The organism is Photobacterium malacitanum, assembly GCF_900185615.1.
Classification (GTDB): Bacteria; Pseudomonadota; Gammaproteobacteria; order Enterobacterales; family Vibrionaceae; genus Photobacterium; species Photobacterium malacitanum.
On sequence record NZ_FYAK01000002.1, the window covers coordinates 69,796 to 86,982 of the forward strand.

General features: G+C 37.8%; 16 protein-coding genes. 7 read left to right on the top strand and 9 right to left on the bottom strand.

The window, feature by feature from the left end; genetic code table 11:
- Positions 1-42: 42 nt before the first annotated feature.
- The 3 genes from PMAL9190_RS05460 to PMAL9190_RS05470 all read right to left on the bottom strand — a co-directional run bounded on the left by PMAL9190_RS05460 (position 43) and on the right by PMAL9190_RS05470 (position 4,321).
- Positions 43-2,133 carry a hybrid sensor histidine kinase/response regulator gene (locus tag PMAL9190_RS05460; protein ID WP_087844269.1) on the bottom strand — a complete coding sequence of 697 codons (2,091 nt, stop codon included), beginning with the start codon at positions 2,131-2,133 and terminating at the stop codon, positions 43-45.
- Between the two features lie 211 nt (positions 2,134-2,344).
- Positions 2,345-3,751 (bottom strand): amidohydrolase, encoded by a 1,407-nt coding sequence (locus PMAL9190_RS05465; RefSeq protein ID WP_087844270.1) that lies wholly within the window; start codon positions 3,749-3,751, stop codon positions 2,345-2,347.
- Positions 3,752-3,982: 231 nt separating this feature from the next.
- Entirely contained in the window at positions 3,983-4,321 is a 339-nt protein-coding gene (locus PMAL9190_RS05470) for a DsrE family protein (RefSeq protein ID WP_087844271.1), read from the bottom strand.
- A gap of 244 nt (positions 4,322-4,565) precedes the next feature.
- Between PMAL9190_RS05470 and modA the strand changes: the two genes are divergently transcribed.
- From modA to PMAL9190_RS05490, 4 genes are all read left to right on the top strand, one after another.
- Entirely contained in the window at positions 4,566-5,339 is a 774-nt protein-coding gene (gene modA, locus PMAL9190_RS05475) for a molybdate ABC transporter substrate-binding protein (RefSeq protein ID WP_087844272.1), read from the top strand.
- Between the two features lie 190 nt (positions 5,340-5,529).
- A complete protein-coding gene (gene modB / locus PMAL9190_RS05480) occupies positions 5,530-6,219 on the top strand; it encodes a molybdate ABC transporter permease subunit (RefSeq protein ID WP_087844920.1) in 690 nt (229 codons plus the stop codon).
- Entirely contained in the window at positions 6,219-7,319 is a 1,101-nt protein-coding gene (gene modC, locus PMAL9190_RS05485) for a molybdenum ABC transporter ATP-binding protein ModC (protein ID WP_087844273.1), read from the top strand. Before modB ends, modC begins: the two co-directional genes overlap by 1 nt.
- 175 nt (positions 7,320-7,494) lie before the next feature.
- Complete coding sequence (locus tag PMAL9190_RS05490) at positions 7,495-7,788, top strand: Bor family protein (protein ID WP_087844274.1); 294 nt, start codon at positions 7,495-7,497, stop codon at positions 7,786-7,788.
- A gap of 76 nt (positions 7,789-7,864) precedes the next feature.
- Here PMAL9190_RS05490 and PMAL9190_RS05495 read toward each other — a convergent pair whose 3' ends face one another.
- The gene (locus tag PMAL9190_RS05495; RefSeq protein WP_087844275.1) at positions 7,865-8,881 is read right to left on the bottom strand and encodes a DUF2955 domain-containing protein; all 1,017 of its coding nucleotides are present in this window, start codon (positions 8,879-8,881) and stop codon (positions 7,865-7,867) included.
- A gap of 51 nt (positions 8,882-8,932) precedes the next feature.
- Positions 8,933-10,000: an HlyD family secretion protein gene (locus PMAL9190_RS05500; protein WP_087844276.1), complete on the bottom strand. Its 1,068-nt coding sequence runs from the start codon at positions 9,998-10,000 to the stop codon at positions 8,933-8,935.
- A 114-nt stretch (positions 10,001-10,114) separates the two neighbouring features.
- Here PMAL9190_RS05500 and PMAL9190_RS05505 point away from each other — a divergent pair, with 114 nt between their 5' ends.
- Positions 10,115-10,981, top strand: coding sequence for a LysR family transcriptional regulator (locus PMAL9190_RS05505; RefSeq protein WP_087844277.1), 867 nt, complete (start codon positions 10,115-10,117; stop codon positions 10,979-10,981).
- A gap of 35 nt (positions 10,982-11,016) precedes the next feature.
- Here PMAL9190_RS05505 and PMAL9190_RS05510 read toward each other — a convergent pair whose 3' ends face one another.
- From PMAL9190_RS05510 to PMAL9190_RS05525, 4 genes are all read right to left on the bottom strand, one after another.
- Complete coding sequence (locus PMAL9190_RS05510; protein ID WP_087844278.1) at positions 11,017-11,283, bottom strand: hypothetical protein; 267 nt, start codon at positions 11,281-11,283, stop codon at positions 11,017-11,019.
- A gap of 167 nt (positions 11,284-11,450) precedes the next feature.
- Positions 11,451-12,182 (bottom strand): DUF4336 domain-containing protein, encoded by a 732-nt coding sequence (locus tag PMAL9190_RS05515; RefSeq protein WP_087844279.1) that lies wholly within the window; start codon positions 12,180-12,182, stop codon positions 11,451-11,453.
- Positions 12,183-12,358: 176 nt separating this feature from the next.
- Positions 12,359-13,702 (bottom strand): cation:proton antiporter, encoded by a 1,344-nt coding sequence (locus PMAL9190_RS05520; protein WP_087844280.1) that lies wholly within the window; start codon positions 13,700-13,702, stop codon positions 12,359-12,361.
- A gap of 332 nt (positions 13,703-14,034) precedes the next feature.
- Positions 14,035-14,778, bottom strand: a complete 744-nt coding sequence (locus PMAL9190_RS05525; protein WP_235004294.1) for a glycerophosphodiester phosphodiesterase family protein — start codon at positions 14,776-14,778, stop codon at positions 14,035-14,037.
- A gap of 286 nt (positions 14,779-15,064) precedes the next feature.
- On the opposite strand from PMAL9190_RS05525, the gene PMAL9190_RS05530 reads away from it, so the two are divergent.
- Positions 15,065-15,643, top strand: coding sequence for a nucleoside triphosphate pyrophosphohydrolase family protein (locus PMAL9190_RS05530; RefSeq protein ID WP_065167235.1), 579 nt, complete (start codon positions 15,065-15,067; stop codon positions 15,641-15,643).
- Positions 15,644-15,761: 118 nt separating this feature from the next.
- On the top strand, positions 15,762-17,114 hold the full coding sequence (locus PMAL9190_RS05535) for an MATE family efflux transporter (protein WP_235004295.1): 1,353 nt from the start codon (positions 15,762-15,764) through the stop codon (positions 17,112-17,114).
- Positions 17,115-17,187 lie beyond the last annotated feature (73 nt).

The following is a 17,187-nucleotide window of genomic DNA, read 5'->3' on the forward strand; positions in this document are numbered from 1 at the left end:
GTATAAAGTAGGTATAATTACTTATACCTACTTTAGTTAATACTATGTGTGAAGCCATTTATGGACAGTACGCAGCAACATTGCTTTTGATGATGGTTTTAAGAGTAAATCTGTTATACCCACATTGAGGAAAGATTCTTTTTGGTCTTTATTTAATGAACCAGAATAACAAATGATAGGTATATGTTGGTGTGCATGGTATTTGTTATTAGTTCTGATTTCTTTGGTTGCTTCAATACCGGACATAACAGGCATTTGTGAATCGATTAAAATCAGATCAACTGCGGATTCTTGTAAATAATTGAGAGCAGTAAGTCCATTATCAGCTTCAACTACATCATAACCTGCATTTTTTAGCAAAATGCCAGAGTATAAACGTAGTGAAATATTATCATCAACAATCATGATCCTATTTTTAGTTACACTCGCAGGTGATGGCAGACTGTTATTAGGTTTTCTTTTACTGAATAATTGGTTTATAAGTTTTTTCTGTAACACTTCAATATGGTTATATTCAAATAAATATGATTTGTATGTGTCAGATAAAATTATTTTATTGTCATAATCTGTATGTGAAATTAATATAATGTTAATTGTTGTTGTATCAATTTTATGTTGTATTTTTTTAAGTAAATGACTATCAATAGAATTTATATCAATAATAATACAGTCATAATTATCGCTATCAATATCAATATCAATATCAATATCAATATCAATATCAATATCAATAATATTATTTGATGAGTTCTTTTTACGATAAAGAGTGAAATTATAAAAAAAGGCAAGATGATTAATATCAGATAGTATTTTACTTTGATTACCTATATACATTACTGATTTTATCGCCATGAGATCATATTTAATTTTATCTATAATAGGGGAGGAAATGCTAGGTAATCGAATGATAAATGTGGTTGATACATTTTCTGTTGAGTAACATTCAATTTTTCCCGCAAAGGCATCAATCACTTTTTTACAGAAAGAAAGTCCCAAGCCAGTATTATTCTTTTTCCCTGATGTATAATATTCTTCAAATATGTTTTTAATTAATGCTAAAGGGATACCTTTACCGTAATCTTTAACACTAATAATTGTTTCATTTTTTTTACTATACACAGAGATAAATATTTTAAAATTAGTTTTTTCTTTGTAATAAAAAGAATTTTTTAATAAATTAAAGAAAACATAGCGAAGAAGAATTTCATTACCGAATAAAATGTTGTCTTTGTTTATTTGAAGAAAGATTAAATCTCGATCGTTTTTTGTTTGATAACCATATACGTCAAGCGTCTCGTTAATAACATCATTAATAGAAAGATGGTGAAAAGTATGGGGTGATATTTTTTGACTATCAATAGAGCTAAGTAATAGATTTATTGTGCTATGGCCATTATTTATTATTGAAATATTATCTTTAATGATATTCCGTAATTTGGTTATTTCAGCGTTAGATATTAGACGATTATGCTGAGGATCATCAGTTAAACTTTCAGGTAAGAGTTCTAATAAGACTTCTTGAGATGCATATAATGCACCTAGAGGGTTACGCATTTCATGAGCGATACCACTACTAAATGATCTTGAAAACAGTTGCTTACTCTCTATTTCTATTCGGTTTCGGTAATTAAAACAGATGCCAGTAAAGTAAGAAAAGCTAAATATAATAACATAGGAATAATGGAAACCATGGCTAATGTTCCCCATAGTTAGATAGCCGATGAGAGCTGCGGTACATGCGGCTATTGTGGTAGAGATAAGAATAAGTAGCCAATCATAGATGATTATAATTGATAAAAAAATGGCAGCCATAAACGACATGATCCATTCAATTGACCATTCGTTACGTATCATCATATAACAAAAGAAAAAAGGTAACCCAAAGCAGATAGTAAAAACAAAATGCTTTTCTTTATAGCGTAAAAACAGCTTAGGCATATAATCTTTAATCGCAAAGGGTAAAAATAGCAACATACAAACTAAGCGTAATGGGAAATTTTCATAAGGTTGAGGAAAAAGATAAGTCCAAATGAAATAATATGCAGGAAAACCGACACTACCAAACAGCCCAATAATAAAAAGGTTGGGTTCAATATAACGATAGGCTTCAGATATTCTTTTGTTGGTATCCATTAGTGTTCATATGCTAATTGATGGCTATTGTTAATATTATCTTTATCGCTGTTTATTAGCAAGTTTTTACATATGGTCTTAGTTCTACTGAAAACAATGACTAGGCGCGTAAGCCTCTGCTTATTACTTTTAACATGTTATGGTAATTATTTGTGATTAAAATAGAAAAGAGTGCTGATATACACTCTTTCCTAGCATCATTAATATGACATTATTGAACGATTTCGCCGCTTTCAACGACGGTTTTACGTACGACATCTGCAAATTTTAATGCTTCATCTCGTACCGTTTTCTCATTAACAGTAAGAATATTACGGTTTTCCATTAGCAACTTACCATCAACCACTGAGTGTTTAACATTGGTCGCGTAAGCAGAATATACTAGTGCTGAATAAGGATTATATACTGGGATCATATTAGGTGCTTTAGTATCAATAACAATGATATCAGCTAGCTTGCCGACTTCTAAAGAACCAATTTTATCTTCCATATGTAAAGCACGTGCTGCGCCAATCGTTGCCATTTCAATTACATTGATAGGAGGCATTGCCGCACGATCTTTATTAACCAGTTTATGTACTTTTGCAACTTGGTTAAATTCATCAATGGTGCTTAATGTATTACCAGACATTGGACCATCAGTACCGAGACCAATGCGCAAGCCGTCATTAAACATCTTTAATGCAGGCGCTACACCTTTGGCTGATTTGATATTGGCACTCATGTTATGAGCCACACCCACATCATGTTTTTTCAAAATAGCGATATCTTCTTCATTAGCATCAATCACGTGAGCCGCCAAGAAGTTAGCATTTAATGCACCAATGGATTCCATATATTGAATAGGCGATAGGCCGCCTGAACGCTTGGCAATGACTTCACGCTCACGGTCAGATTCAGCAAGGTGCATCATTACAGGCACATCGTGTTTAAGTGATAGTTTAGCAATGGTTTGTAGTGTTTCGGTTGAGTTAGTGTATGGACCATGTGGTGCAAATGCTGGAGTAATACGTGGGTGGTCTTTATATTGCTCAATAAAATTAAGGGTGTATTTAATACCATCTTCCGGTGTTTTTGCACTGGCAACAGGGAATTGAATAATGGTTTCACCTAAGATCGCACGCATGCCGATTTGATCTACAGTTTTAGCAACTTCATCTTCAAAGTAATACATATCAGCATAAGTCGTGACGCCGCCTTTTAGCATCTCTACGTTGCCAAGTTGCGCGCCAATACGAACCATATCACGTGAAACCAGTTTTTTTTCTAATGGGAAAATGTAGCGGTGTAAACGATCGGGCACATCATCAGCCATTGAACGGAAAACTGTCATCGAAGCGTGAGTATGTGAGTTGATAAGGCCTGGCATAACAATATCGCCATCAGCATCAATGGTTTTAGCAGCTTTATATTCGCTTATATTAGTACCATCTGTAACAGCATAGATCTTATTACCTTTGACAGCGACCAAACCATTATCAAAGACAGTTTTGTCTTGATCCATAGTGAGAACAGTCGCATTTTTTATCAACAAATCGACATTTTCGATGGCATAAACAGAGGTGCTAATAAGTGATGTGGCAGCTAAAGAAACAGCAAGTAACGTTTTTTTAAACATGATGTATTACCGTGACGATGGATTTTTGCCGATAATACAGCGCAATAGATGAATGAAAATAACTATTTTACGCATTACTTTTATTTGTGATCGAGATCTTATTGGCGAGGTACCTTTAACAAATAAAAGGTATAAAGATGCTCAATTTTAAAAATAGTAATCGATTGCTTTTCAAATAATCAATCTTACAGAATTTAAAATTGAACATCTTAGTATGTTTTTAGGTAGTGGTTAAGGTTTAAGATAACCAAACCCTTGATATTGTCGAAGAGCAATTTCATAGGCACCAGAAGGTACTATTTCAATGCCGTCAAAAAGCTGTTTAGGACTAATAGTTAATGCAGTCAGCGAATGGTGACATACAGTGATCACGACATTGTGGTGCAGAAAATCACTAATAATATTAGTTTGTTTATTTTGTGTCAGCATCGTAGATGTTACCAGAGCGGGAGTTTCTCCGTTTAATGCCAGTTCAATGGTCGCAGTGTTATCCATTGCAATGATGTTTTTGACATTATTTAATGCAACCTCCCACCGTTCAGTTTGGTTAACATGGATCAGAATTTTCATATACTGCTCACTATATTAGGTAATAAACCATTAATTATTTAATTGATAATATGCTTATTTTTGTACATAGAAATCGTTAATTCTGAAAAACTTATTTTGTTAAATTTATCTGTTGTAATAGAGCATAAATACAGCAGTGATATTCATCAAAGCCTAAAATGTAGAAGGTGATATTAGTATTAAGTTGTCCTTGGTGAATTTCGATATGTACATTACTATATATCGAAATCATATGGAGTCTGTTATGTCATTAAAATCTGCTGTCCTCACCGCTGCTGTATTATCTCTTTTTGCGCAACCCGCTTTAGCTGCTGAGAAAGTGACGGTATTTGCTGCGTCATCGCTTACCAATGCACTTAATGAAATTGCCGCGAAGTATCAACAGCAAACGGGTGTTGAAACCACGTTATCATTTGCTTCATCATCAGCGTTAGCGCGCCAAGTTAGTCAAGGGGCGCCTGCTAATATCTATTTATCAGCTAATGAAAAGTGGATGGATTATGCGCAGCAGCAAGGGGCAATTGCTGCCAATACTCGCAAAGATATTGTTAAAAATAGCTTAGTGATGGTCGCACCATTAGCGTACCCACAAAATAAGATCAAAGTGAGTGCGAGTTGGAATTTAGCCAAAGCATTAGACGGTACACGACTAGCAGTAGGGGATCCTAATTATGTTCCTGCCGGTATTTATGCAAAACAAGCGTTAGCATCGTTAGGATTATGGAAACAAGCACAGCCATTATTAGCCAGCGCAAATAATGTCCGTTCTGCATTAGTGTTAGTAGAGCGTGGTGAAGCGCAATTAGGAATTGTATACAAAACAGATGCTGAGATTTCTAAAAAAGTAAAAACAGTTTATCAATTCCCCGCAGATTCACATAAGCCGATTGTTTACCCAATGGCATTAGTGAAAGGTAATGTTACTCCAGCAGCAAAAGGCTTTTATCAGTATCTCCAGCAACCTCAAGCTGCAGCGATCTTTACATCTTATGGTTTTGATCCGGTGACAAAGCAATAGTTAGCGAAAATGCGCATTTGTGAATGAAGAACAAGGTGCTGAGTGTCAGCTGAGTGCCTGTTATGTTTTATCCTCATTATGTTTAAAAAGACGGCGAATAAAGCACAGAAATCAAATCATTGCTGACTGAAAGTCAATGATTACCTATGCTATTGCTATAACGAATCAAAACGCCACAGGATTGTTGTTAGTGCTCACTGAATATGAATTACAAGCGTTACTACTAAGTTTGAAAATTGCCAGTGTGGCAGTGTTCTTCAGTTTACCGTTAGGTATAGGTTGTGCGTGGGTGTTAGCACGACGTCAATTTTGGGGTAAATCATTATTTGATGGATTGATCCATTTACCTTTGGTGTTACCACCGGTGGTGATTGGTTACTTGCTACTGATCACTATGGGACGTCAAGGTGCAATTGGTAAATGGTTATATGAATGGTTTGGTTTTAGTTTTAGTTTTAGTTGGCGTGGTGCAGCATTGGCAGTGGCTGTAGTCTCGTTTCCATTGATGGTACGTTCAATTCGATTAGCATTGGAAGGGGTAGATAAGAAGCTAGAACAAGCAGCACGGACTTTAGGCGCATCGCCTATGCGAGTGTTTATGACCATCACTTTACCGTTAATGATTCCGGGGATCCTGACTGGCACTATTTTAGCCTTTGCACGTGCATTAGGTGAGTTTGGCGCGACGATCACTTTTGTGTCTAATATTCCAGGTCAAACACAAACCATTCCTTTAGCAATGTACTCCTTTATTGAAACCCCAGGCGCAGAAAGTGAAGCGGCTCGACTGTGTGTGGTTGCTATTATTATCGCGTTATTATCATTATTTGCCTCTGAATGGCTGACTCGTATTGCCAGAAAACGATTAGGGGCAGCGTAATGAACACCAATATCCACCAAAAACGACTTAAAATGTGTTTTACTCAGCAACTCGGTGATCTTGCATTAGCGATTGATCTTGATGTGCCGATGCAAGGGATCACCGCTATTTTTGGTCGCTCAGGGGCAGGTAAAACCTCGTTAGTTAATATTCTAAGCGGGCTTAGTCATCCCGATAATGGCTATATACAGCTTGGTGAACGAGTGTTGTTTAATAGCCAACAAGGGATCGCATTAAGTGCAGATCAACGCAATATCGGCTATGTATTTCAAGATGCTCGTTTATTTCCACATTATACCGTTAAAGGCAATTTGAATTACGGCGTTAAGCACCCCGACCAGCAGCACTTTGATGATGTGGTTAAATTATTGGGTATTTCATCATTATTACAGCGTTATCCGGCTTCACTTTCTGGCGGTGAAAAACAGCGCGTGGCAATAGGGCGCGCATTACTGACTAAGCCTGATATGCTACTAATGGATGAGCCGTTAGCCTCACTTGATATGCCTCGTAAACAAGAGTTAATGCCTTATTTAGAAAAACTAGCAAAAGAAGTTAATACGCCGATTATCTATGTCACTCACAGTTTAGATGAGATCTTACGGTTAGCAGATTCAATGGTGATGCTTAATCAGGGTAAAGTATTAATTTCGGGCCATGTTAATTCGGTGTGGAGTTCGCCTGAAATGCGTCCTTGGTTACCAGCCAAAGAGCAGAGTTCGTTGTTGAGTGCGCGAGTGAATCTTAATCATCCACGTTATGCACTTACTCAGGTGATGCTTAGTCATGATGCTTCATTGTGGGTAACACAATTGCCTCATCAACGAGGGGAATGGGTACGTGTTCGAATATTTTCTAACGATGTTTCAATTGCGCGCCATTATCCTCAAGCCAGCAGTATTCGTAATATTCTTGCGGCTCGAGTTGATAAAATTCATTATGCAGAAGATGAAAGAGTTGAAGTAAAGTTGCGTATTGGCGAGACCCATTTATGGGCCAATATTACTGCATGGGCAGCAGATGAATTAGCGCTAAAAGTCGGTGATCAAGTGTTTGCTCAGATTAAAGGTGTCAGCGTGACTAAAGATGATTTGGCGTAATAATTTATAGATAACATAATGATTTATATAACCATTACAGTTGGTTGTGTAAAATGTATTCGCGTGGGGTGATAAATAAACGGTTGACGTTGTTATACTTTAAAGGAATACGAAAGGTGCTATTTATGTGCTTAAATGAGTATCACTTTTATTTACCCCTTTTAGAGCTAACACAATGAAAAAAATTATTTTTGCTGCACTAATGGCGACGACTGTAATGACTGGTTGTGCACAGCAAACGTTTATGATGTCTTCTGCACCAGAAACTAAGACTGCTGAATTAAATAAATCTCAACCATTCTTTGTTTCAGGTATTGGCCAACATAAAACAGTCGATGCTGCGAAATTATGTGGCGGTGCAGATAAAGTTGCTAAGGTTGAAGTACAACAAACTTTTGTTAATGGTTTGTTGAGTGTGGTGACTTTTGGTATTTATACTCCACGTCAAGCACGCGTTTTCTGTAATTAATTTTCATTAATGATTTTATAGTGTATTAGCCTCCTCATTGGAGGCTTTTTTATATTTTGTAATAATGGGGTAACTATTATCCGTGCTCAAAAGATTCATTGGGTGATTTGATCACACGAATCAAAAAGTGATGAATAATCCATATCGCTCCAGAGGTTAAAACAACCGCAACAACAATAGAGCTAAATCGATAAAAAATAGCATATACAGCATCTTTTTTATCGGGAATTAATGAACTGGTAAGCGGCACAGTTAATGCTGACATTGCCGAAAAAGCAATACTCGATTTAATTGTGCCAAGTGATAGCCAAGAGCAGAAAAACCCCGCAGCAATGGCATAAGCCATAATAAAGAGTATGCCGTTATCAGACCACGAATAGAGTCCGACTTGAATAATTAACCCAGCTAAACACCCTAGAAAAGTACCAATAATACGTATTTTAGCAGCAGCCAATGAACCAATTAAGGTCATTGGCGCTAGTACAATAATAATAGAGGCTTGGGCTGATAATGAGTCATTAAGATCGCCGACTTGAAACACCACAAATGCCAGCATGGCAATGATCCATCCTAGTGCGGTTTGTCTTATCATACCAATATGATCATAACGTTGTGCATCGTGGGTCGTATCTACCGTCACTTCAACGATGGGCTCTGGAAACAGAAAATAGGCCAGAGCACAAATAGGTACAGTAACCAGCGCACAGCACCACAAGGTAATTGAAAAGTCTTCCAAATCAAAGCTGCTATAACTGGCAAAATTGAGGGCAATTGAACCGACAAGTAAGCCGACAAAGCCAAATAAATAACTGCTTTTATGGCTCATCGCAATACACTTTTCGAGGAAGAAAATTCCTACTACAACTGTTAACAGTAAGGGCGATGATTGAAAAAAGGCATGAATAAAACTGACTTCAATCGTGACCCAAACAACGCCCACAATAAGTTGCTGGAAACTACTCCAATGCCAGTGTTCAGCATTGGTCATAATAATAATAGGTAATAATGCCGCGAAAAATCCGTATGACCAGCCAAATACCATCGTAATAGCGAGACCAACGACGCAGCCAAACCAAAGTCGCATTGTTTTCATAAGTAGTGACTCCGTAAGCCCATCACCAAGCGAATTAATAGCATTGTTGAATTAGTAAAGAAAATGCAGTGCACTGGCGATATGGATTTCAATCTTGGCTAACAATTGCCATATAGGATCATGTTGTGGGTAGACAACCACTGTTGCACGAGAGCCAACAAACAGTTGTGGCGGCAATGGTTGTTGGCTTATGAAATTAACCCGTACTCGCTGTGCATCACGGACCCAACGGTTACTGGTGTCGATATGTGTAAGGTGGCCATTAGCCATTTGTTGAGCTGCTGCGACACCATAATCACGATTATTAACTGTTAATGGAAACACTTGACCGGGTAAAGCATCATAAGCGACATAAGCTTTTGAATGGTCATCAAAGTTAGCAATGGATTTTTCTCTAAAATCAGCGGTTACCCACATTGAATCGGTAGGAATGAAGGTCAGCATCGGCTGATTAGCATTTGCCATAGTACCGATATCAACTTGAAGGTTGGTGATAACACCATTACTTGGAGCAATAACTTCAGTATGGGCTAAATTCAGTTTTGCTTGCGCCAAGGCATTTTCTGCTGCTAATACGATAGTGCTTTGACCTAATTGAGGCCCAAGTTGAGTATTGATTACCACCGCTTGTTGTTTTGCTGCTGCTAAGTTAGCCAATGCGGTTTCATTTTTTGCATAAGCATTGTCACGCATTGATGCTGAAACAAGATTTTTTTTGGCTAACTGATTTATACGGATAAAGTCACGATGAGCATTATTATAATTAGCTTGGCTGGTGGCAATATTGGCCTTAGCGACATTGGCTTGCGCATATAACCCTTGTTCTTGTTGGTGAGCTTGCTCTAATGCAACTTGCGCTTCATCAACGGCTAAACGATACTTTTTATCATCAATACGAAATAACAACTCGCCTTTGGATACGGGTTGGTTATTTTTAATATCGACTTGGGTAATTGCTCCTGATATTTGAGGTGCTATTTGTACAACATAACCTTGAACACGACTTTCAGTGGTTAATGGAACATATCTATCAGCAATAACAATATAGGCCATTAGTAGAATAAAAAGCACAATAAGGCAACGCATCCAACGTTGAAAAGTGGTATGAGAGTTAGGCATGGAATATTCCGATAGTCATGATCAAGTATTCAGTATAAAAATATTGAGCTTGATTAAATACTGCAACAAATGTGACACTTACGTGCTAAAAATAGGACAATAGTGGATATTTTAATGAAAGCATCAATGGATGACCTGTATTTATTTATGCTAACAGTAAGGCATGGTGGCATTAGTGCCGCTGCGACAATGCATGGATTACAGCGCTCAAAAGTCAGTCGCCGGTTGCAGGAATTAGAAAAAGCGCTTCATTGTCAGCTACTTATCCGTACCACGCGTCACATAGAATTAACTGAAAATGGGCGCTTACTGTATCAACATATAAGCCAGCCATTAACGGATGTTAATCACGCAATCAATTTACTTGAGAGCCAGCAAAATAGTTTACAAGGTACATTACGATTAGCGGCGACAGCCTCTTTTATTTCATCTTCGATGTTTGCTGAAGTATTAAATACTTATGTTAGCCAATTCCCGTTAGTGAGATTGGAATTAGTTTATTTGCAAAAAAGTGTTGATTTAGAAAGGGAAAATATTGATTTGCAGTTATTGCCAAATATGGTTGAAATTATTAACCATGATTATGTACAGCAAACATTCTTAACCTCAACCAATGGATTATTTGCATCACCTACTTATTTACAACAACACTCAGAGCCTAAAAATATGACCGAGTTGCAACAACATTGGTTATTAACCAGCAGCTATAATGCGACCTTATTGCCTGAAGGGTCCAAAATACGACTGGTGTCCGAAGATATTAATATGATTCAACATATGGCAAGTTTAGGGCAAGGAATAGGATTGTTACCGACGATTTTAATGCGGGAGTTTTTACAGCAAGGGAAATTAGTTCAAGTGTTAACTGATATTAATTACTCCGATATTATGATGACCTTAGTTTACCCATCGCGGCGTTTTTTGCCTGAAAAAACGCGCGCAATGGTAACGTTATTACGTCAGAAATTTGCAGAAAAATAATATTAATCAGTTTCGGTGAATATATTTGTGGCGGGTTATTTTATTTCTCGCGCAAATTTTAGTTTTTCTACCGTAGCAACCCAAGATGGGCGATTAATATAATGGCCGATGATCAGTGCTGGAATAATAAAAGCAATATGTGATACGGCAAGTTGAGCATTTGATGTTGCTAATACTGTATCACCACTAACATAATTAAATAATGCAATGGTGCCAAAAATCATGCCAAGCACACTGAGGATAAAAAATCCAACTACGCTAAGACCGAGAATATCACGAGAATAAAGTTTCAATAAGTTCATTAATTAACTCCTAAACTCTAGCGATTGAGCATAATGAATATCGCTATGGGTGTTGTTATCATTACTTTAATTACTATGCACGTTTAGAGTAGTGGCGATATTGATCTTGCACATGAATTGATATCTATTGCGGCCTATCTATTTAAATAACCAATAGATAGGCTTATTTATGCTTTTTTGGTGGTGGTAAGCTTTATTTTATGTGGTATTAACCAACTGAATGCGGCAGAAAAATGTGCTTTGGCATTATGCTCAATGACTTTTCCATGTGACAGAATAATACGCTCAAAAGGCCAAGTGAGAATTTCTTGAATCGATTGCCGTAGTTGAGTGTGGTTTTGAAAAGTAATACGCCAATACCATGGCATTGCCGGTTTAAAGTAACAACCATTGATAACCGCAATAAGGAACGTCAGTGGGTGACGGCTTTCTACCATCCATGCTAAAGCATCACCTAAAATAAGTGTTTTTGAGAGTGGATCACAAAAAGCAATTTCCTCCATGGTATCACTGCCACGAATGACGGTTTGTAGTAATTGACCTTGCCAGTGACGGGGAGTGGTATTGCCAAGGGCATCATCAAAAGTGAGATCACTGCGTTTATGAATGAGTTCTGGCGGTGCATAAAAGTAGGCTTGAGGATAAGTGAGCCACCAATCAGATAGATAACTGTGATGACTTTTATTGGGTGTGACCACGTAACCAACGTCACCTAATTGGCTTATCTGTTGTTGTAATGTTGGGGTAATCTCAATAGGAGAGTGGATAAACAGTTTATCGTTATTCAATCGAACTATTGTCATGCGATGGCCAATCGGCGCACCCGCAACCCGGTATGGCATCGTGCAATACCAAATTCGATTTTTGCTCCATTCAACGAGAGTGCAATCCTTGCTCATAGGCGTTATGACAGATAATTAATAGGTAATGATCATCATATGATTAATTTGGTGGTGGTCAACATTTTTATTACATTTGCGCTCAATATGAATAACCTAGCAATAAAAAGGCCACCGTTTTGGCGGTGGCCAGTATGCTGATTAACGATTAACGATTAACGATTAACGATTAACGATTAACGATTAACGGTATCAGATGTTGATGGCTCTGTGGTTGAGACGCTACCAGCAGCAGCTTGATCCATTTTTTCTTGTTCAGCTTTTGCTTGATAAATCATTGGTGTAATTGTAGAACCCTGGACAATGATTGAGAATATAACCACGGCATAAGTCATTAATACAATGATTTCTTTAACATCAATATCAGGGCTAAACCCAATCGGTATTCCGGTTGGAATCGCCATTGCCATCGCTAGCGCCAATCCGCCACGTAATCCACCCCAGGTTAATATTTTAACGGATAGGGGGTTATAGCGGCGGTGGCGGCTAAAGACTTTATAAGAGTATTTAATAGTAAGATAACGACTTAGCAATACTAATGGTATTGCAATGACCACTGCCACAATATCAATAAAGTGGAAACTAAAGGTGATCATCATAAAGCCGATTAGCAAGAATAAAATCGCATTTAGAATTTCATCGGCCAGTTCCCATAAATGTGAAATCTGGTGAGATGCTTCTTTTGAAATCGTATTACGGGTCCAGTTACCAATAATAATACCCGCAACAACCATCGCAAGCGGTGCTGAAACTTCAATATGTTCACTTACCACATAACCAAATGTTGGAATTAAAATGGTTAAAATTAAGCGGAACATATTGTCATGCGAGGTTTTAATTAAGAAATGGAAGACCACGCCAAGTACTGCACCAAATGCAATACCGCCTAATGCTTCACGGATAAACAGCAGCGCTGTGCTTGATACCGTAGGAGCTGTTTTGCTAAATGCAATTTCAAACAAAGTAACGAAAATAACTAAGCCAACACCGTCATTAAATAATGATTCACCTTCAATTTGGGTCGAAATCCGTTGAGGTGCATTGAGTTTTTTAACAATGGCTAATACCGCGATAGGATCGGTCGGTGAGATCAGTGAGCCAAATAAACAACAATAGATAAAATCAACATCAATGGTGCAAATTTTAAATAGCACCCACAACACAGTACCAATAAAGAAGGTTGAGAAAACAGTACCTGCAAGCGCAAGAAATGATATTTCAAACTTTTGATCTTGAAGGTGAGGTAATTGAATATTTAATGCGCCACCAAAGAGGAGGAAACCCAGCACGCCTTTGAGTAGGAAGTCATCAAATTTTACACCTTGTACCATTTGAATCAGTTCATGTTCATCATTAAATGGTATATAACCTAATTTACTCAATATTAAGAGAATAAATGATATTGCTATTGACCAGCCTGTGATGGCAATGGTCGGCTGAAACTTACCGATACGGTGATTAATAATTGATATAAGGATAGCAATGGCTGCCATTATACAGATGGTGTCATAAGCTGACATGAATAGTGTACTCCACTAGATATCAAATAAGTTGTCGTTCGACTGTTGCTAGCATAATTATCTGATTTTGTGTGTAATAAAAGAGAGTTATAAATAGAATGATAATAATTTATATTCCCAATAAACATATAGTTACATTTTAATGTGATCAAAAACAAATTGTTTGTGTTATTTTGAAATGTAAGGTCGCGATTTTAAATATTAATAATAGCAGTCTAAATCATAGCTAAATAATGATGAACTAAAAGTGGATAAATAACAGGCGGGAGGATGTATTGTAGCGAGTCAATCATTTAAATTAATTGACTCACAAATAATATGTTAGGCGGTGGTTATTGGTTATTTGTTGCTGAAATTAATAACCCAGGATCATCACTAATAATAGTGCTGACGCCCCATTGAGTAAATTTCTCTACTTTTTTAGGATCATTCATGGTCCATATTTGAAGCACTTTACCTGCATCTGTGATTTCTTGTGCAAGGTTTTGGTTCAGTAAATGATGATCCAAATGAATACTGTAGAGATCGAGCTTTTCATCTAAACGTGCAATATCTGGCACCCAGTCTTCAATGATCAGTCCTCGGCGAACTTCTGGCCATTGTTGTAAACAGTGTTTTACCGCGTTATAGGAGAAGCTAGAAAGAATTAATCGTTCAGTATCGAAACCATAATCTTTAATCGCCTCAATCGTTTTACGCACTTGAAGTTCGACTTCTTCCTCATAATGGACTTTGATTTCAAGATTAAGGTTTAATCCGTAATCGTCACAGGCTTGCAGTAACTCAGTTAATGTTGGAATTGTTTCGCCTGCAAATTCAGTTGCAAACCAGCCTCCAGCGTCTAATTGTTTTAATTCATTGAGTGTTTTATGGCGCACACTTCCAGAACCATTGGTACAACGACGAACACTTTTATCATGGATGATGACAGGGATTAAATCATCACACAGCTGAGTATCAGTCTCAATCCATGTTGCGCCAGCATCAGCTGCGGCTTTCATGGATATTAATGTGTTTTCAGGGGCGACTGCGCGCGCGCCACGGTGACCTGCAATCATCACTTCTCCAACATACATGTTATAATCTCGCTATAAGCGTTACTGTAGAAATTTTATTGGCTTTACTTTAATTCGCAAGTGATTAAATTCGAATAATGATATCTCAATTGTTATGTTTTAGCGCTGCCTAACAGCTGTTAAGTCTATTTTGTCATCAAGCTAACGCTTTTTCAGTAATTGGTTTTGTATCTGGTAGAGGATTGGATTAGTATCGTCGACCGTTGCGTGATTTTGTTGAGATCATCAGTATGATTATCAACGTTACAATCTCGCCTGCCTTTAAACCTGAAACAAGGATATTCGAATGAAGCTTTCTACGCTAGACCAACCCCTTTTCGATCACCTTTACAGCGATATTCGAGAGTTTCGTTCCACCTTTGATTTAGACATTGAAAATCCAGCGAGTCTTGATGCACAAGCAGATGCCTTACATACCTCATTAGCCGTTGAAGAAATGACTGAATTGGCGGAAGCGGACTCTTTAGTTGAGCAAGCTGATGCGATTGTTGATTCTGTGTATGTATTAATGGGCCGCTTGGTACATTTAGGTGATAAAAAAATTGATGATAATATTGGTATCAGCTACTTAATTGATATCTTATTGCAAATGTCTGAGCGTCTAGGTTTTAGCTTTATTGATTGTTGGAATGAAGTGCATTCAAGCAATATGAGTAAAGTATGTCGTAGTCAGCAGCAATACGATGAAACAGAAGCTTTTTATGCTAAGCAAGGCGTCGTATTAATGGCAAGTACGAAAGGTGATTATATTATCGCTAAATGTGCCCAAGATGTTGATGTTGATGGAAAACTGATTCGAACAGGAAAAGTATTGAAATCGGTTTATTATCGCCCTGCAGATTTAGTAAAATTAGTTATACGTTAATTAACGCTTCAAGATTACTTTTGATCCTCGCTATGGCGGGGATTTTTTATTGGTATTGAGTACAAGGTTGTGGCTTGACACTAGATATTTATATAAACGTTTTATTTAAGTTACTATTATGAATCAAAAAACACCCACTCACTTCGAATCTCATGGCTTAGCCCATCAACTGTTCACCATGACATGGCCAATGCTATTTGGCGTTTTGTCATTGATGAGTTTTCAATTAGTCGACAGTGCCTTTATTGGTCAACTAGGTGTTCTACCTTTAGCTGCGCAAGGCTTTACCTTACCAATGCAAATGCTGGTTATTGGTTTACAGGTTGGGTTAGGCATTGCGACCACGGCATTAATTTCACGGGTGTTGGGAAATAATGATCATCATCGTGCGCGTCAGCTCGGTGGTGTGGTGATCATTATTGGTGATTTAGGGATTATGGCACTGTGTGCTGCAATCTGGTTTGGTCGCCATCAATTATTATGGTTGCTTGGTGCACCATCGAATGTGTTTGCTGTAATTGATAGTTATTGGCCTGTATGGCTGGCGAGTGCTTGGTGTGGCTCGATGGTGTACTTTGCATATAGCATTTGTCGCGCGAATGGTAATACCTTGCTTCCGGGTATTATGATGGTCATTACTAGTGTACTTAATATTGGTTTAGATCCGTTATTCATGTTTACTTTTAATATGGGTATTAATGGTGCAGCATGGGCAACAATAACGTCATTCAGTATTGGCATGTTGGTGGTTTATCCGCTGTTAATTAAACGCCAATGGTTGAGTTTTGACTGGCGAGGATTCGCGGTTTATAAAGCCATTAATGAATTACTTCACATTATGGCTCCAGCGATGTTGAGCCAATTATTACCGCCAGTTTCTGCGATTTTAGCGACTAAATTAGTGGCCGGTTTTGGTGCTGCGACAGTTGCTGCTTGGGCGCTGGGATCACGACTAGAGTTCTTTTCGCTGGTGGTGGTACTTGCGCTCACTATGTCAATGCCACCGATGGTTGGGCGGTTGCTGGGCCGTAAAGATATCGCCAGCATTGAAGCATTAATCATGATAGCTGTGCGGTTTGTACTGTCATGGCAAATTGCGATTGCTGCGGTATTATTTTTGAGTGCGCAGCCATTAACACAGCTACTAACCACAGACACTTCAGTACAGCATATTTTGATGATTCACTTAACGCGTGTGCCTATTAGTTTAGGCGCATTAGGTATTTGTATGTTAATGGTATCAGTTTGCAATGCAATGGGACTACCAATGCGTGCATTACTGATCTCTGCGTTGCGATTATTTGTGTGTTATTTACCTGTGCTATGGCTTGGAGCCCATTTTGCGGGTTTATCAGGGCTGTTTACCGGAGCAATGGTCGGTAATATCGCGGCTGGACTATGCGCTTGGGTATTTTATCGCCAAGGGCTTACGCATATTCGTAATAAGTATCGAGTTACATCAATGGCATAGTTGTTATAATAATGTGTTGCAATAACGCAGTGCAATAATCCATCCGTATTAATCAATAATGTTAACCAAGAAA

What these genes read in the sequence shown, in the direction of transcription:
- modA (WP_087844272.1), top strand. Translation starts at nt 4,566, where the DNA reads ATGTCATTAAAATCTGCTGTCCTCACCGCTGCTGTATTATCTCTTTTT.
- PMAL9190_RS05460 (WP_087844269.1), bottom strand. Translation starts at nt 2,133, where the DNA reads ATGGATACCAACAAAAGAATATCTGAAGCCTATCGTTATATTGAACCC.
- PMAL9190_RS05490 (WP_087844274.1), top strand. Translation starts at nt 7,495, where the DNA reads ATGAAAAAAATTATTTTTGCTGCACTAATGGCGACGACTGTAATGACT.
- PMAL9190_RS05530 (WP_065167235.1), top strand. Translation starts at nt 15,065, where the DNA reads ATGAAGCTTTCTACGCTAGACCAACCCCTTTTCGATCACCTTTACAGC.
- PMAL9190_RS05465 (WP_087844270.1), bottom strand. Translation starts at nt 3,751, where the DNA reads ATGTTTAAAAAAACGTTACTTGCTGTTTCTTTAGCTGCCACATCACTT.
- PMAL9190_RS05525 (WP_235004294.1), bottom strand. Translation starts at nt 14,778, where the DNA reads ATGTATGTTGGAGAAGTGATGATTGCAGGTCACCGTGGCGCGCGCGCA.
- PMAL9190_RS05500 (WP_087844276.1), bottom strand. Translation starts at nt 10,000, where the DNA reads ATGCCTAACTCTCATACCACTTTTCAACGTTGGATGCGTTGCCTTATT.
- PMAL9190_RS05515 (WP_087844279.1), bottom strand. Translation starts at nt 12,182, where the DNA reads ATGAGCAAGGATTGCACTCTCGTTGAATGGAGCAAAAATCGAATTTGG.
- PMAL9190_RS05495 (WP_087844275.1), bottom strand. Translation starts at nt 8,881, where the DNA reads ATGAAAACAATGCGACTTTGGTTTGGCTGCGTCGTTGGTCTCGCTATT.
- PMAL9190_RS05505 (WP_087844277.1), top strand. Translation starts at nt 10,115, where the DNA reads ATGAAAGCATCAATGGATGACCTGTATTTATTTATGCTAACAGTAAGG.
- PMAL9190_RS05470 (WP_087844271.1), bottom strand. Translation starts at nt 4,321, where the DNA reads ATGAAAATTCTGATCCATGTTAACCAAACTGAACGGTGGGAGGTTGCA.
- PMAL9190_RS05510 (WP_087844278.1), bottom strand. Translation starts at nt 11,283, where the DNA reads ATGAACTTATTGAAACTTTATTCTCGTGATATTCTCGGTCTTAGCGTA.
- PMAL9190_RS05520 (WP_087844280.1), bottom strand. Translation starts at nt 13,702, where the DNA reads ATGTCAGCTTATGACACCATCTGTATAATGGCAGCCATTGCTATCCTT.
- PMAL9190_RS05535 (WP_235004295.1), top strand. Translation starts at nt 15,762, where the DNA reads ATGAATCAAAAAACACCCACTCACTTCGAATCTCATGGCTTAGCCCAT.
- modC (WP_087844273.1), top strand. Translation starts at nt 6,219, where the DNA reads ATGAACACCAATATCCACCAAAAACGACTTAAAATGTGTTTTACTCAG.